Origin of the sequence: Dokdonella fugitiva (assembly GCF_004342425.1) — a bacterium.
Taxonomy (GTDB): Bacteria; Pseudomonadota; Gammaproteobacteria; order Xanthomonadales; family Rhodanobacteraceae; genus Dokdonella_A; species Dokdonella_A fugitiva.
Window position 1 is genome coordinate 443,625 of record NZ_SLWQ01000002.1, and the last position, 14,780, is coordinate 458,404.

Sequence of the window (14,780 nt, forward strand, 5' to 3'; positions counted from 1 at the left end):
GAACCGCATCGCCCGCGTCGATGACCGGCCGCGCCGATCGCGCCGCCAGGCTCGGCCGCGCAGGCGCGTCTTCGCGAAGAACCGGCGTCGCGCGGCCCGCGGCCGGGCCCCAAAATCGTGGTAGTTTAACGAACGCCCCCGCACCGCACAATCAAAGCGGTGCCCTTTACGTATCGCCGCGGCAGCGCGCGGCCACCGGAATCCATGCAGAGCCGCCGCTACCACGACATCGCCGTCTTCGTCCTGCGCAGCGTCGTCGTCGGGCTCGCCGCGGCGTTCGTGCTGACCGTGTTCGCGCCGGGCCTGGTCGAACGACTGCGCGGCTCGCCGGGCGTGACGGCCGGCGCCGAAACGAGCTACGCACGCCGCGGTCCGGTCTCGTACGCGGAGGCGGTCGGTCGTGCGTCACCCTCGGTCGTCAACATCTACGCGAACCGCATCACCACCCTGCGCCGCGCCTATCCGGTGCCCGATCCGATCAACCAGCGCCTGCTCGGCTACGTGGCCGGCCCGCTGATCCAGCGCCGCGACCAGAGCCTCGGTTCCGGCGTGATCTTCAGCGCCGACGGCTACGTGCTCACCAACAACCACGTCATCACCGGCGCCGACGACATCCAGGTGCTGCTCGACGACGGCCGCGTCGCCCAGGCCCAGGTGACCGGCACCGATGCCGAGACCGATCTCGCGGTGCTGAAGATCGACGCGAAGGGCCTCCCCGCGATCGACGTCGCCGACGACGCCCCGCCGACCGTCGGCGACGTCGTGCTCGCGATCGGCAATCCGGCCGGCTTCGGCAAGACCGTGACGATGGGCATCGTCAGCGCGACCGGGCGACAGCTCAACCTGTCCGCCTACGAGGACTTCATCCAGACCGACGCGGCCATCAACGCGGGCAATTCGGGCGGCGCGCTCATCAACGCGCTCGGCGAACTCATCGGCATCAACACCGCGGTGTACAACAAGCCGATCTCGACCGGCCTCGGGCGCGCGCAGATGCCCGAAGGCATCGGCTTCGCGATCCCGGTCACGACCGCCAAGACCGTGCTCGACCAGATCATCAAGCACGGCCACGTGATCCGCGGCTGGATCGGCGCCGAATACACCGATATCCCGCCCGTTCCGGGCGCGACCGGGCGGCAGCCCGGCGTGATCGTCATGCGCGTGCTGCCGGAAAGCCCGGCGGCCCAGGCGAACCTGCAGCCGGGCGACCTGCTGCTGAAGATCGATGGCGTCGCCATCGCCGACCAGGGCGACCTGCTCACGCGCGAGGCCGCGTTCGCACCCGGCACCAAGGTGCGCCTGGAAGGCCTGCGCGGCAACATGCCTTTCGCGGTCGACCTCGTGCTCGTCCAGCGCCCCGCGCCCAGCACGACGGGCGCCTAGCAAGGCGGCACCCGGCCCGGCTCCGCGCTCCCGGCCCTCAGTCCCCCGCCCCCAGAACACTACAACGCCTTCGCATACCGATCCCGCAGCGTCGCCACGCGCTCGACGTACACCTGCGTCTCGTCGTATGGCGGCACGCCACGGTACTTCTGCACTGCGCCGGGCCCCGCGTTGTAGGCGGCCGTCGCGAGGCGCGCATCGCCGTTGAAGTTCTTCAGCAGCATCGCGAGATAGCGCGCGCCGCCACGGATGTTCTGCGCCGCGTCGAACGCGTCGGCGACGCCCATGTCCGTCGCCGTGCCCGGCATCAGCTGCATGAGGCCCTGCGCGCCCTTGTTCGACAACGCCATCGGGTTGAACGCCGACTCGGCGTGGATCACCGCGTGCAGCAACGCGCTGTCGAGGCCGAATTCGGCCGCCGCAGCCGCGATCTCCGCCTTGTACGCGTCGAGATGCAGCGCGGTGCGTGCGAAATCGATCTTCGAATGAAGGTCGCAGGCGACGCAGGTCGCGATGTAGGTGAACAGCACCGCGAAGGCGCCGCCGCTCGGCCTGATGTTGGTGTATTCGGTGATGCCGTCCTTGCGCTGCACGCGGTAGACCGCGCCGCGCAGGACGCGCGGACCCGCCGGCGCTGCAGCGGTTTCGCGCGGCTCGGCCCGGGCGACGGCGCGCGCGCGGTTCGGCGACGGGCGATACGGCGAGGCGATGAACAGCGGGTTGCCGACCGTCGTCGCGGTGCTCGCGACGTCGGCGAGCACGGTCGAGAAATCCTGCGGCACGTACACCGGCGCGCTGCTGGCGACATCCGCCACGACGCGACGGAAGTCCGCGCGCACGATCGACGCAGGCTCGCTCACGACCGCCGCCTCGACGCCGGAGAAGTCCGCGACGTTCTCGTCGTACGTCCAGCCCGTCTTCGACGGCGCTTTCGGCGCAGCGGCCGTCGCGTGCGGCGCCGCTGCAGGCGCCTTCGCCTTCGGCGGGTCGGCGAATACCGAGATCGCCTTGCAGTGGGTGTAGCCCTTGGTCGTGCTCGTATAGGCGATGCTGCCGTCGGTCGTATCGCACTTGTACAGCACGCTCGCGCGCGCGCCTGCCGGACCGAGCAGCAGGAGGGCGATCCCGATGGCAGTGGCGGGAATGCGGGACGGCAACATGGATGACATTCAATCCTATTCGACTCAACAGTTTCCGCTGCATTGTTCACGTTGCCAAGCGCAAAACGTGATGCGCCGCACCATGCAGCCGGGATTTACAGACCCCGCCATACCGTCGCGGTTCCCGGACCGCTAAGCCCTTGCCCGGCAATGCTAAACTGCTCGGTCCATGACGCACCCGCCCCGACCATGACCGGCAAGCTCTACATCAAGACCCACGGTTGCCAGATGAACGAGTACGACTCGGCCAAGATGGCCGACGTGCTGCGCGCATCGCACGGCCTGGAGCTGACCCAGGACGAGGCGGAAGCCGACGTCATCCTCGTCAACACCTGCTCGATCCGGGAAAAGGCGCAGGAGAAGGTGTTCAGCCAGCTCGGCCGCTGGAAGCAGCACAAGCAGGACGGCAAGCCCGTGCTGATCGGCGTCGGTGGCTGCGTCGCGAGCCAGGAGGGCGACGCGATCGTCAAGCGCGCGCCGTTCGTCGACCTCGTGTTCGGGCCGCAGACCCTGCACCGCCTGCCCGAGCTCATCGAGGCGCGCCGCGCCACCGGCAAGCCGCAGGTCGACATTTCCTTCCCCGAGATCGAGAAGTTCGACCGGCTGCCCGAGCCCCGCGCCGAAGGACCGAGCGCGTTCGTCTCGATCATGGAAGGCTGCTCGAAGTACTGCTCGTTCTGCGTGGTGCCGTACACGCGCGGCGAGGAGATCAGCCGGCCGTTCGACGACGTCGTCGCCGAGATCGCGACGCTCGCCGAACAGGGCGTGCGCGAGGTGAACCTGCTCGGCCAGAACGTCAATGCCTACCGCGGCGCGATGCACGACGGCTCCATCGCCGACCTCGGTCTGCTCATCCACGCAATCGCCGAGATCGACGGCATCGGCCGCATCCGCTTCACCACCTCGCACCCGCTCGAGTTCTCCGACTCGCTGGTCGAGGCCTACGCCAACGTGCCACAGCTCGCGAACTTCCTGCACCTGCCCGTGCAATCGGGCTCGGACCGCATCCTCGCCGCGATGAAGCGCGGCTACACGGCGCTCGAGTTCAAGCAGAAGATCCGCAAGCTGCGCGCGGTGCGCCCCGACATCTGCATCTCGTCGGATTTCATCGTCGGTTTCCCCGGCGAAACCGACGCCGACTTCGACAGGACGATGAAGCTCATCGACGACGTCGGCTTCGACCAGAGCTTCTCCTTCATCTACTCCAAGCGGCCCGGCACGCCCGCGGCGAACCTCGCCGACGACACGCCCGACGCGGTCAAGCACGCCCGCCTCGAACGCCTGCAGGCGGCGATCAATGCGAACGCGAAGGCGATCAGCGAGGCGATGGTCGGCAGCGTGCAGCGCGTGCTGGTGGAAGGCCCGTCGCGCAAGAACCCGAACGAACTCACCGGCAAGACCGAGAACATGCGTTCGGTGAACTTCCCCGCGCCCACGCGCCTGATCGGCCGTTTCGTCGACGTCGTCATCACCGAGGCACTGACCAATTCGCTGCGCGGTCGCGTGCACCTCGACGACGGGCTCGCCGCGTCGGCCGCGTGACTGCCCCGCTCGCCATCCGCGAGATCGGCGCGGGCGGCTTCGCGCGGGCGTGGCCGATCTTCCATGCGGTGGTCGCCGCGGGCGACACCTACAGCTACCCGCCCGACATCGACGAAACGCAGGCGCGCGCGATGTGGACGACGCCGCCGAGCCGCTGCTTCGTGGCCGAGCGCGACGGCGAGGTGGTCGGCGTCTACATGCTGCGCCCCAACCAGCCCGGCCTCGGCGACCACGTCGCCAATTGCGGCTACATGGTCGCACCGCACGCACGCGGCCAAGGCATCGCCTCGGCAATGTGCGGACACTCGCTCGACGAAGCGCGTCGCGCCGGCTTTGCCGCGATGCAATACAACTTCGTCGTCGCCAGCAACGAGACCGCGGTACGCCTGTGGCAGCGCCACGGTTTCGCGATCGTAGGCCGCGTCCCCGGCGCCTTCCGCCATGCGCGCCTCGGGCCGACCGCCGTGCTGGTCATGCATCGCGCGCTCTAGCGCACCCGGCCACTCCCCCATGCCACAATGGCCCCGCCGTCCGGCACGGCGCCCGACGGCTCTACCTGGGGAGATACCGTTATGGGATACAGAACGATCGGCTCGTTCCTGCTTGCAACCTTGGCGTTCGCTGCACCCGACGCATCCGCGCAGGCATCGCTGTCGTCGATGTGCGCGGCTCTGTCCAACAGTGCGTTGCGTGAACCGGACTGGTACGCGCAGGCCTGCCGCCCGTCCCTGCACGCCAACCCGTTGCCGACCGCTCCAGTCGGCCTGGGTAACCTCGCCTATCAGTTCAACATGCGTGCCGGCGACGGTCCGACGTTCGACTCGTTGCAAAGCTTCATCCTGCCGGACGCCGCCACCGCGACCGTCATCGGCCCGCAGACGGGAAACATCTACGGCCTCGAATACGATGACGCGACAGCGACGCTCTGGGGCGTCGACGACTTGCTCCAGCTCGGCACCCTCGACACGACGACCGGCGCGTTCACGCCTTCGGTGACGATCACCGGCACGGGCACCGGCGAGAACCCCACGGGAATCACGTTCGTCGACCCCGCCTCGGCGTTCTACCTGTCCACGGCGGACGGAACCGACTCATTCCTCTACACGCTCGATACCAACACCGGCGCGGCGACGCTGGTCGGCCCGATGGGCGTCGCGCTGATGATCGACATCGCGATCAATGCACAGGGCGAGATGTACGGCCACGACATCGATACCGACAGCATCTACTCGATCGACACGTCGACGGGCGCGGCCACCTTGATCGGCCCGACCGGATTCGCGGCGAACTTCGCCCAGGGGATGGAGTTCGACAAGACGACCGGCGTGCTCTACGCGTGGCTCTACCAGGGCGGGGGCGTCAACACGTTCGCGACGATCGATCTCGCCACTGGCGCCGCCACGAGCGTCGCCACCCCGCTCGCCGGTGAATACGAAGGCGCGATCACGGGGTCGCCGCCGGTCATCGACCTCATTTTCGAGAACGGTTTCGACGGCGCGCCGCCGGAGCCGAGTTCGGTCCAGGCGACCGGCACGGGCACCGGCTCGATTCCGGACGGCGTTACCTGCGGGACACCCGGCGAGCTGCTGACGGTGAGCTTCGACGTGTCGGGCGTCACGAGCGACGTTTCCGGCGTCCGCGTGAACGTGACCGGCACGCACACGTGGGTGGGTGACGTCGCACTCACGCTCGCCGCACCCGGTGGCAGCCCGAGCATGCTGCTGTTCGCGAAGACCGGCTCGACGACGCCGGCGGGTGTCGGCGACAGTTCCGATTTCGCCGGTCCGTACGACTTCGCCGACGACGCGACGGGCGACTGGTGGGCGCAGGCCTCCGCGACGGGCGCAACGGCGCCGATCCCGGCGGGCGCGTATCGCACCAGCCAGACCGGCGGCACTGCGACGGGCGGCGGCACGCCAACCTCGCTCGCGGCGACGTTCGGCGCCTTGCCGGCCGCTGCCGCGAACGGGACCTGGACGCTGACCGCCACGGACCAGTGCCCGGCGGACACCGGCTCGATAGACGCGGCGACACTGACGGTCGAGTTCTTCGAACCGTAACGCATCGGCGACGCGCAACGGGGGCACCGCCCCCGTTGCACCTTCAATCGAGCCGCTTGTGGAAGCGCAGGATCGCCGCGCCCATCATCACGGCGGTGAACGCCAGCAATGCGGCCACGTCAATCCACATCTCGGCGAGCCCCGCCCCGCGCAGCATGATGCCGCGGATCAGGCGCAGGAAATGCGTGAGCGGCAGGACCTCGGCGAGCCATCGCACGACCTGGGGCATGCCGGCGAACGGGAACATGAAGCCCGACAGCAGGATCGATGGCAGGAACACGAAGAAGGTCATCTGCATCGCCTGGAACTGCGACTGCGCCTTGGTCGAGATCATCAGGCCGAGCGTGAGATTGGCGAGGATGAGCAGGCCGGCGGCGAGATAGACGTCGAGCACGCTGCCGCGCACCGGCACGGTGAACAGCCAGAGGCCGAGCGCGAGGATCACCGTCGTCTGCACGAGGCCGATCGCGATGAACGGCAACACCTTGCCGACCATGAGCTCGGTGCGCGACAGCGGCGTCGCGATGAGCAGCTCCATGTTGCCGCGCTCGCGCTCGCGCACGATCGAAACGCCCGTGAACAGCACCATCGTCATGGTCAGGATCACGCCTATGAGCCCGGGCACGATGTTGACCGCGGAGCGTCGCTCCGGGTTGTAGAACGCGACGACGTCGATCGGCGCCGCGGGCGGCGTGCTCGCGAGTGGCGCCTCGCGCAGGCGCGCCGACCCGTCGAGCGGCATCTGCGCGAGCTGCGCCGCGGCGCCCTGCACCGACGTATCGCTGCCGTCGACCATCACCTGCACCGCTTCGCGCCCCTGCGCCTTGCGCTGCTCGAAGTCGGGTGGCACCGCGATGCCTACGCTGATCTCGCCACGCCGCAGCAGCGCGACGAGTTCATCCGGGGTGCGCGTCTCGACGACCGGGGCGACGACGCCCGTCGCGAGCAGGTCCATCACCGCCGCGCGCGAGCCGGCGGTGTTCGCCTGGTCTGCGATGCCGGCGGCGAGGCCGCGTACGTTGAGGTTGATCGCGTAGCCGAACAGCACGAGCTGCATGACCGGGATGCCGACGATCATCGCCAGCGTGATGCGGTCGCGGCGCATCTGGCGCAGCTCCTTGAGGACGACGGCCCACAGGCGGCGCAGGTTCATGCGGCACGCTCCCGCTCGCCGTCGTGCGTCGCCGAGACGAACACGTCCTCGAGATTCGGCGTGGTTTCGTCGATGCCAGCCTTCTGGCCGGAGCTCGCGAGCGCATCGCCGACGCGTTCGCGTGCATCGCCAAGGTCGTCCGCCGTCAGCACGCGCAGGCTGTTGCCGATCTGCGCGACGCTGAGCACGCCCTCGACGCCGACCAGCGCGCGCTGCGCGTGGCGCGGGTCCTCGGCCGTGACGAGCAGCGTCCGGCCGGCGAGGCCCGCGGTGAGTTCGGCGGGCGTGCCGTCGGCGACGAGCACGCCGCGGTCGAGGATCGCGATGCGATGGCAGCGTTCGGCCTCGTCCATGTAGTGGGTCGACACGAGCAGGGTCGTGCCCGCATCGGCGAGTTCGAACAGCTTCTCCCAGAAGTCGCGCCGCGATTCCGGATCGACCGCGCTGGTCGGCTCGTCGAGGAACAAGAGTTCCGGTTCGTCGATGACCGCGCAGGCGAGTGCGAGGCGCTGCTTCTGCCCGCCGCTCATCGTGCCGGCGAGCTGCTTCTGGCGGTCGGCGAAGTGGTACTGCTCGACGAGTTCGTCGATGCGCCGTTTCGCCCGCGCACGCGGCACGCCCTGCACGTCGGCGAGGAATTCGAGGTTCTCGCGCGCGGTGAGATCCTCGAACAGCGAGAACTTCTGCGTCATGTAGCCGATGCGCTTGCGCAGCGCCTCGGCCTGCGCGGGAATCGCCAGGCCGAGCACGTCGATCTCGCCTTCGCTCGGCGTGAGCAGGCCGCACAGCATGCGGATCGTCGTCGACTTGCCCGAGCCGTTGGGACCGAGGAAGCCGTACACGTTGCGACGTGGCACCGCGAGGTCGACGTGGTCGACGGCGACCAGCGCGCCGAAGCGCTTGGTGAGCCCGCGTGCACGGATCGCGAGCTCGCCTTCGGCCGGCGTGTTCATTTCGCGGCCCCGCCGAATTCGACGCGCACCGGCAGGCCCGCGGGCAGCGCCGCGGCGTCGCTGCCGAGCGCGACTTCGGCAAGGTAGCTCAGGCGCGCGACGTCTTCGCCGATCAGGGCGTAGTACGGCGTGAACACGGGCTCGCTGCGGATCATGCGCACGCTGCCCTCGTACGGCTTCGCCGGATCGCCGACGAGGACGCGCACGCGGTCGCCGACCTGCACGCCCGTGCGCAGCGGCTCGGGCACGTAGATGCGCGCGTACGGCGCGTCGCCGGCGAGCAGGATCGCCAGCGCGGCGCCCACCGGCGCCTGGTCGCCGAGCCGGTACGGCAGGCTGTCGACGCGCGCGGCGCGCGGCGCGACCACCGCGAGCTTGCCGAGCAGCACGCGCTGCGCCTCGACCTCGGCGAGCGCGGCGGCGAGCGCGGCCTCGCCCTGTGCGACCTGTTCGCTGCGCGTGCCGTGCAGCAATTCGTCGAGTGCGGCGCGCGCCGCGTTCACCTTGCCCTCGGCATCACCGGCGGCCGCGCGCGCGCGGTCGAGGTCGGCTGCGGCGACGTAGTTGCGGTCCTTCAGCGGCAGCAGGCGCGCGTAGTACGCGCGTGCCTCGCGCGCATGCGCCTCGGCCGCGGCGAGGTTCGCACGCGCCTGCGCGATGTCTTCCGCGCGCGGCCCGGCTTTCAGTTCGGCGAGCACATCGCGCGCACGCTGCGCGCCCGCTTCGGCCGCCGCGAGCTGCGCCTTCGTATGCGCGGGGTCGAGTTCGAGCAGCGGCTGCCCCGCGGCGACCTGCTCGCCCTCGCGCACGTCGATGCCGATGATGCGCTCGGCCGCCGGCGCCGGCAGGCTTACGCGATCGAACTCCAGCGTGCCGACCGCCTGCGGCGGCGACTTCGCGCAGGCACCGAGCAGCAGCAGCGAAGCGAACACCGCGAGGCGCGGCGCCATGCGACGGAACGGGTCGGACGTGGTCATGGATGCTCCTAGCCTGCACCGAAGCCGCGATCGAGCAACGCGATCGTGTGCGCACGCAGCGCCTCGGCATCGATGTCCGACGCCTGGAACAGGCTGCGCCAGATCGGCGCGCTCGCGGCGGGAAAGAAGGTGAGCCCGACCAGCGAGACGACCGCGAGGCGCGGGTCGAGATCGGGATTGAGTGCGCCCTCGCGCTGCGCCTGCGCGAACCGCTGCGCGAGCAGCACCGGCAGCTGCGGTCCGACGCGCTCGAGCAGCAGGCCGCGCAACTGCCCGCCCTCGCAGAGCACCTCGCGCACCCACAGGGCGGGCAGCCACGGGAACCGTTCGACCAGCCGCGCCACGCCGCCCACGAACGCGGCGACCAGCGCAGCGATGTCGCCGGCTTGCGTCGGCAGCGATTCGCGCAGCACGCCGACCGCAGGCAGCACTCGCTCTTCGACGACGGCTTCGCGCAACTGCTGCGCGTCGCCGAAGTAGTAGTGCAGCAGCGCCGGCGTGACGCCCGCCTCGCGCGCGATCGCGCGCAGCGATGTCGCCGCGATGCCGTCGCGCACGTAGCAGGCGAGCGCCGAGTCGAGCAGGTGCGGTCGCAGTTCCGGGCTGGCCGCGGCCGGGCGCCCGGGTGTACGCGGACGCCCGGAAGCAGCACCCGGGCGATCACTCGTGCGCCGCCCACCCGGGGCGGCGCGATTGGATGGGCTCTTCGTTTCCCTTGCCATGGGCCTAATTTAATTCATCGATTAATTATTTGCAACAGGCTGGACTGCCCTGGAATCGGGCCGCGCTGGCAGGTACACCTGTCTTCGCCCGCCGGCGTGCCGCGCGTATCCGTTCGCGCTGGGCGCAGCCCGCGAAGCGGGCGGAGTCGAAGCCCCGGCCATCGAGCGCGACAGCCCTTCGACTCCGGCCTGCGGCCTGCGCTCAGGGCGAACGGATGGACTCCCATCGCTCGCGCGGTGCGACTGCAGGAGCCCACCGCTTGAACGACCGAGTCTCGCAATGGACGACGTGTTCGGCCTCGGCCTCGGCGCGGATCGAGGCGCGACGGTCGCGCACAGGGCGCTCGCGCTCCTGCACAGGTCTCGCACGCGCGCCATTGGCAGCGACGGAAGCCGCGATGCCCTCAGCCCTCGGCCCTTGCTGCAGAGGCATCGGGCTTCCCGTGACGACGTCGCGGGCGTGTCGACGCCGCGTGCGATGCTCGCTGCGTTCAACACGAACGGAATTGGAAAAAAAACGCGAACCACTCAAACCGTTCGCCCTGGGCGCAGGCCCGAAGGGCGAGTCGAAGGGGGGGCACCCTGCTGGCGACCTCCGTGCCCGCGCGCTACCCTCGCCCGCCTATGACGGACCTCACCCATCACGACTTCGCGCTCGAGCCCGACGACGGCGAGCGCCTTTCCAACCTCGCCGGGCCATTCGATGAAAACCTGCGCCAGGTCGAGCTGCGCCTCGGCATCGAGATCGCCAACCGCGGCAACGTGTTCCGCGTGACCGGCAGCGAGCACGCGGTGAAACTCGGCGAGCGCGTACTGCGCGATCTCTATGCGGCGACCGAGCACGAAGTGCTGAGCGGCGCGCAGGTCAACCTGCGCCTGTCCGAGTCGGGCATCGATGCGCTCGACGCACGCGCGGCCGAGGGTGCGCAGGACGTCGCGATCAAGACCAAGCGCGGCACGATCCGCGGCCGCGGTGCGAACCAGCAACGTTACCTGCACGCGATCGCGACCAACGACGTCAACTTCGGCGTCGGCCCGGCCGGCACCGGCAAGACCTACCTCGCGGTCGCGATGGCGGTGGACGCGCTCAACGACAACCGCGTGCAGCGGCTCATCCTCGTGCGTCCTGCGGTGGAGGCCGGCGAGAAGCTCGGCTTCCTGCCCGGCGACCTCACCCAGAAGGTCGATCCGTACCTGCGCCCGCTGTACGACGCGCTGTACGAGATGCTCGGCATCGAGAAGGTCGGCAAGCTCATCGAGCGCAACGTGATCGAGATCGCGCCGCTCGCCTACATGCGCGGGCGCACGCTCAACGATGCGTTCGTGATCCTCGACGAGGCGCAGAACACCACGGTCGAGCAGATGAAGATGTTCCTCACGCGCATCGGCTTCGGTTCGGTCGCGGTCGTCACCGGCGACATGACGCAGAACGACCTGCCGCGCCACGTGAAATCCGGCCTGCGCGACGCGATCGAGGTGCTGCGCGACGTCGACGGCGTGAGTTTCACGTTCTTCACCGCGCGCGACGTCGTGCGCCACCCGCTCGTGCAGCGCATCGTGCGCGCGTACGAACAGCGCGAGGCGACCGCGGAATCGCTCGCCTCGAAGGCGACGCGCGCCGATGAAGGCTGAGGCGCGCCGCCGCGGCGCCACCCGGAGCGCGCCACGCGCGGAACGGGAGTCGCGCATCTGCCTGTGGCTGCGCAACGAAGCCGGACGCAAGGGGGTGCCGGTGCTGCGCACGTTCGAACGCTGGGTCGCCGCGATTCCCGAGCTGCAGCAGCGCCGCGGCTGGAGCGAACTCAACATCCTCATCGTCGGCCGCGCGGCCGGGCGCCGCTACAACCGGCAGTTCCGCGGCCGCGACTACGCGACCAACGTGCTGAGCTTCCCGTACGAGCCCGCACCCGGCGAACACAGCGGCCTGCTCGGCGACCTCGTCATCTGCGCGCCGGTCGTCGCGCGTGAAGCACGCGAACAGGGCAAGGACGCGCGCGACCATTTCGCGCACATGACGATCCACGGCGTGCTGCACCTGCTCGGCTACGACCACGAGGACGAGCGCGACGCCGACGCGATGGAAGCGCTGGAAACGCGCATCCTCGCCTCGCTCGGCATCGACGACCCATATCGATAGTCGGTCGCGACGCTGCGGCGTCGCGCGCGCAGGCGGTCCGTTGCTCCTCGATGGTGTACGCTCCGATACTGCACGCTCACGCGGGATTGCCATGCGCACCGGTCGCAGCGTTCGTCGCCCATTGCCATCCCGGCCGCTCGCTGCCGCCCTCGCCGTCCTCCTTTTCGCCGATCCGCTCGCGCACGATGCGCAGGCACGCGCGTCCACGCCGGTTCGGGCCGGCGCCACCGTCGCGGTCGGCGAATGCAGCGAAAGCGCGCTGCGCAATGCCGTCGCCACGGCCGGCAATGGCGCGACGATCGACCTCTCCGCGCTCGCCGGATGCACGATCACGCTCACGGCCGGCGAAATCGCCGTCACCGTCGACGACCTCACGCTGCAGGGGCCGGCGGACCGTTCGCTCACGTTGAGCGGCAACCAGGCGAGCCGCATCTTCGCCCACACCGGGCACGGCCTGCTCCGGCTCGACCACCTCGCGCTCACCGCCGGCAAGCACACCACGGCCTACGACCAGGGCAAGTACACCGTCCATCGGGGCACCGGCGGCGCGGTGCATTCGGACGGCAGCGTGACGCTTTCCAGCAGTTCGTTGACCGGTTCGTCCGTCTGCCACGCCACCGGCAGCAACGAATACAACGAGGGCTTCGGCGGCGGCGTGTTCGCGCAAGGCGACGTCGCCGTTATCCGCTCGACGGTCTCCGGCAACGTGGCATGCGGCACCGTGCTGCCCTCGGCGCTCGGCGTCGCGAGCTATCACGGCGGCGCGGGCGGCGGCATTTTCGCGGGCGGCGACGTCGACATCGCGTACAGCACGATCAGCGGCAACGGCGCGTACGCGACCGGTGGCGGAGGCGTGTATGCGCAAGGCAACGTCACCATCGCGCACAGCGCGATCACCGGCAACAGCGCCACGCAGAAGGGTGGTGGCGTGTCGATCCGCCAGGGGGGACCGCCCGTCGGCGATGCCTTGGTGGGACTGACCGTGAGGGCGAGCACGATCAGCGGCAACACGGCGATGGACGGCGGCGGCGTGGCATCCCTGTACGGAAGCCCGGTGTACGTGTACGACAGCACGATCGCTTTCAATACCGCATCGAGAACGCCCGTCCCGGGCTGGTTCGGCGGCGGCGGGGGCATCTGCGGCAACGGCCCGCTGCGACTGGCCAACAGCATCGTCGCCAACAACACCGCGCACAACAATGGCGCCGATATCACGCAGTTCCACCTGTCGGGTGACGCACCGCCGTTCGACGGCGACCACGACATCATCATGTCCGCCACGCCATCGCCGCCGGCCGGCACGATCAGTGCCGATCCCGGCTTGCTGCCGCTGGCCGACCACGGCGGTCCGACGCGGGCACACGGGCTGGCCGCGGGCAGCATCGCGATCGATGCCGGCCGCGTGACGTCGGGCACGTTCTTCGACCAGCGTGGCGCCGGATTCCCGCGCGTGCTCGGCGCCGTCGCCGACATCGGTGCGTTCGAGTCGGGCGCGCCGTCGCCACCGGTCGACGCCTGCTCGGAAGCTGCCGTGCGCGCGGCCGTCACCAACGCACCGCAAGGCGGCGTGGTCGACCTGTCGCTGCTGTCGCATTGCACGATCACGCTCGCCAACGGAGCGCTCACCGCGGATGTCGACGACATTGCGATCGTCGGCCCCGCCGATCGGACGCTGAAGCTGGACGGCGACCTGCGCGATCGCGTGATCCAGCACCGGGGCGGCGGCGTACTCGCGCTCGATCACCTCGACATCACGCGCGGCTTCATCGACGGCGGCAAGTACGCCGGCGGCGCGGTGTTCTCGAGCGGCAGCATCGTTCTCTCCGGCAGCCGCGTGACGCAGAGCATGATCGGTGGCACGGCCGGCAACGCGCAGGCCCTCGGCGGCGGCGGGCTCTACGCACTGCGCAATGTCACGCTCGATACCTCGGTGGTGTCGGGCAACCACAGCCGCGGCCGCGCCGCTGGAATTTGCAGCGTCGCCGGCGACGTCGTGATACGGAACAGCACGATCGCCGACAACCACGCCGATCTCGAAGGCGGCGGCGTGTTCGCGCCGGGCTGCTTCGGCGTGTGCACGGTCGGCCAGTTCACCACGACGATCGACAATTCGACGATCAGCGGCAACAGCGCCGGCAGCGTCGGCGGCGGCGTGCACCTGACCTATTCCGACCTGCTCGTGCGCAACAGCACGATCAGCGCGAATGCCGCCACGGGGTCCGGTGGTGGCGGCATCTTCGTGCGCAACATCGTCGACGGCGCTCCGCTCGCACCGTCGCTGGACATCACGAGTTCGATCGTCGCCGCCAACACGAGCGGTGGCCCCGCGGCGGACATCGGCAGTCTCGCGGCTGTCACCGTCATCGGCGACCACGACTTCATCACGGCGATGAACGGCACGCCGCCCGCCGGCACGCTGTCGGGCGACCCGGGGCTCCTGCCGCTGGGCGACTACGGCGGCCCGACGCCGACCCATGCGCTCGCCGATGGCAGCCCGGCGATCGACCAGGGTAGCAATGCGGGCCGTTTCGCGGCCGACCAGCGCGGCGACGGCTACCCGCGCGTGCACGGCGGCGCAGCCGACATCGGCGCATTCGAACGGTCCGGCCCCGTCGTCGTCGATCGGATTTTCGAGGATGGTTTCGAATGATCGGCCCGCCCCCGAGCCTGCACGTCCGTGCGTCATGCATGGC

12 protein-coding genes are annotated in these 14,780 nt (G+C 69.8%); 7 read left to right on the forward strand and 5 right to left on the reverse strand.

The window, feature by feature from the left end:
* Positions 1–204: 204 nt before the first annotated feature.
* The gene (locus EV148_RS06295) at positions 205–1,383 is read left to right on the forward strand and encodes a S1C family serine protease (RefSeq protein ID WP_131995138.1); all 1,179 of its coding nucleotides are present in this window, start codon (positions 205–207) and stop codon (positions 1,381–1,383) included.
* A gap of 59 nt (positions 1,384–1,442) precedes the next feature.
* On the opposite strand, the gene EV148_RS06300 is transcribed toward EV148_RS06295, so the two are convergent.
* A complete protein-coding gene (locus EV148_RS06300) occupies positions 1,443–2,543 on the reverse strand; it encodes a lytic transglycosylase domain-containing protein (RefSeq protein ID WP_241987996.1) in 1,101 nt (366 codons plus the stop codon).
* Positions 2,544–2,732: 189 nt separating this feature from the next.
* Here EV148_RS06300 and miaB point away from each other — a divergent pair, with 189 nt between their 5' ends.
* The 3 genes from miaB to EV148_RS06315 all read left to right on the forward strand — a co-directional run bounded on the left by miaB (position 2,733) and on the right by EV148_RS06315 (position 6,145).
* Positions 2,733–4,085: a tRNA (N6-isopentenyl adenosine(37)-C2)-methylthiotransferase MiaB gene (miaB, locus tag EV148_RS06305; protein WP_131995141.1), complete on the forward strand. Its 1,353-nt coding sequence runs from the start codon at positions 2,733–2,735 to the stop codon at positions 4,083–4,085.
* Entirely contained in the window at positions 4,082–4,576 is a 495-nt protein-coding gene (locus EV148_RS06310) for a GNAT family N-acetyltransferase (RefSeq protein ID WP_131995144.1), read from the forward strand. Before miaB ends, EV148_RS06310 begins: the two co-directional genes overlap by 4 nt.
* An 81-nt stretch (positions 4,577–4,657) precedes the next feature.
* Positions 4,658–6,145, forward strand: a complete 1,488-nt coding sequence (locus EV148_RS06315) for a hypothetical protein (protein ID WP_131995147.1) — start codon at positions 4,658–4,660, stop codon at positions 6,143–6,145.
* 43 nt (positions 6,146–6,188) lie between these two features.
* On the opposite strand, the gene EV148_RS06320 is transcribed toward EV148_RS06315, so the two are convergent.
* The 4 genes from EV148_RS06320 to EV148_RS06335 are packed head-to-tail and all read right to left on the reverse strand — an operon-like array spanning position 6,189 to position 9,950.
* Positions 6,189–7,298 carry an ABC transporter permease gene (locus EV148_RS06320; RefSeq protein WP_131995150.1) on the reverse strand — a complete coding sequence of 370 codons (1,110 nt, stop codon included), beginning with the start codon at positions 7,296–7,298 and terminating at the stop codon, positions 6,189–6,191.
* Positions 7,295–8,221 carry an ABC transporter ATP-binding protein gene (locus tag EV148_RS06325; protein ID WP_131995535.1) on the reverse strand — a complete coding sequence of 309 codons (927 nt, stop codon included), beginning with the start codon at positions 8,219–8,221 and terminating at the stop codon, positions 7,295–7,297. The genes EV148_RS06320 and EV148_RS06325 overlap by 4 nt, the downstream gene beginning before the upstream one ends.
* 26 nt (positions 8,222–8,247) lie before the next feature.
* Complete coding sequence (locus EV148_RS06330; RefSeq protein ID WP_131995538.1) at positions 8,248–9,201, reverse strand: HlyD family secretion protein; 954 nt, start codon at positions 9,199–9,201, stop codon at positions 8,248–8,250.
* A gap of 35 nt (positions 9,202–9,236) precedes the next feature.
* Positions 9,237–9,950, reverse strand: a complete 714-nt coding sequence (locus EV148_RS06335; protein WP_131995153.1) for a TetR/AcrR family transcriptional regulator — start codon at positions 9,948–9,950, stop codon at positions 9,237–9,239.
* Between the two features lie 624 nt (positions 9,951–10,574).
* Here EV148_RS06335 and EV148_RS06340 point away from each other — a divergent pair.
* The 3 genes from EV148_RS06340 to EV148_RS06350 all read left to right on the forward strand — a co-directional run bounded on the left by EV148_RS06340 (position 10,575) and on the right by EV148_RS06350 (position 14,737).
* Positions 10,575–11,582 (forward strand): PhoH family protein, encoded by a 1,008-nt coding sequence (locus tag EV148_RS06340; protein WP_131995155.1) that lies wholly within the window; start codon positions 10,575–10,577, stop codon positions 11,580–11,582.
* A complete protein-coding gene (gene ybeY / locus EV148_RS06345; RefSeq protein ID WP_131995158.1) occupies positions 11,572–12,087 on the forward strand; it encodes an rRNA maturation RNase YbeY in 516 nt (171 codons plus the stop codon). Before EV148_RS06340 ends, ybeY begins: the two co-directional genes overlap by 11 nt.
* A 91-nt stretch (positions 12,088–12,178) precedes the next feature.
* Entirely contained in the window at positions 12,179–14,737 is a 2,559-nt protein-coding gene (locus EV148_RS06350; protein ID WP_131995161.1) for a right-handed parallel beta-helix repeat-containing protein, read from the forward strand.
* Positions 14,738–14,780 lie beyond the last annotated feature (43 nt).

Excerpts from the sequence above, each read along its gene's own strand:
- EV148_RS06295 (WP_131995138.1), top strand. The coding sequence starts at position 205 with ATGCAGAGCCGCCGCTACCACGACATCGCCGTCTTCGTCCTGCGCAGC.
- EV148_RS06300 (WP_241987996.1), bottom strand. The coding sequence starts at position 2,543 with ATGTTGCCGTCCCGCATTCCCGCCACTGCCATCGGGATCGCCCTCCTG.
- miaB (WP_131995141.1), top strand. The coding sequence starts at position 2,733 with ATGACCGGCAAGCTCTACATCAAGACCCACGGTTGCCAGATGAACGAG.
- EV148_RS06315 (WP_131995147.1), top strand. The coding sequence starts at position 4,658 with ATGGGATACAGAACGATCGGCTCGTTCCTGCTTGCAACCTTGGCGTTC.
- EV148_RS06320 (WP_131995150.1), bottom strand. The coding sequence starts at position 7,298 with ATGAACCTGCGCCGCCTGTGGGCCGTCGTCCTCAAGGAGCTGCGCCAG.
- EV148_RS06330 (WP_131995538.1), bottom strand. The coding sequence starts at position 9,201 with ATGGCGCCGCGCCTCGCGGTGTTCGCTTCGCTGCTGCTGCTCGGTGCC.
- EV148_RS06335 (WP_131995153.1), bottom strand. The coding sequence starts at position 9,950 with ATGGCAAGGGAAACGAAGAGCCCATCCAATCGCGCCGCCCCGGGTGGG.
- EV148_RS06340 (WP_131995155.1), top strand. The coding sequence starts at position 10,575 with ATGACGGACCTCACCCATCACGACTTCGCGCTCGAGCCCGACGACGGC.
- ybeY (WP_131995158.1), top strand. The coding sequence starts at position 11,572 with ATGAAGGCTGAGGCGCGCCGCCGCGGCGCCACCCGGAGCGCGCCACGC.
- EV148_RS06350 (WP_131995161.1), top strand. The coding sequence starts at position 12,179 with ATGCGCACCGGTCGCAGCGTTCGTCGCCCATTGCCATCCCGGCCGCTC.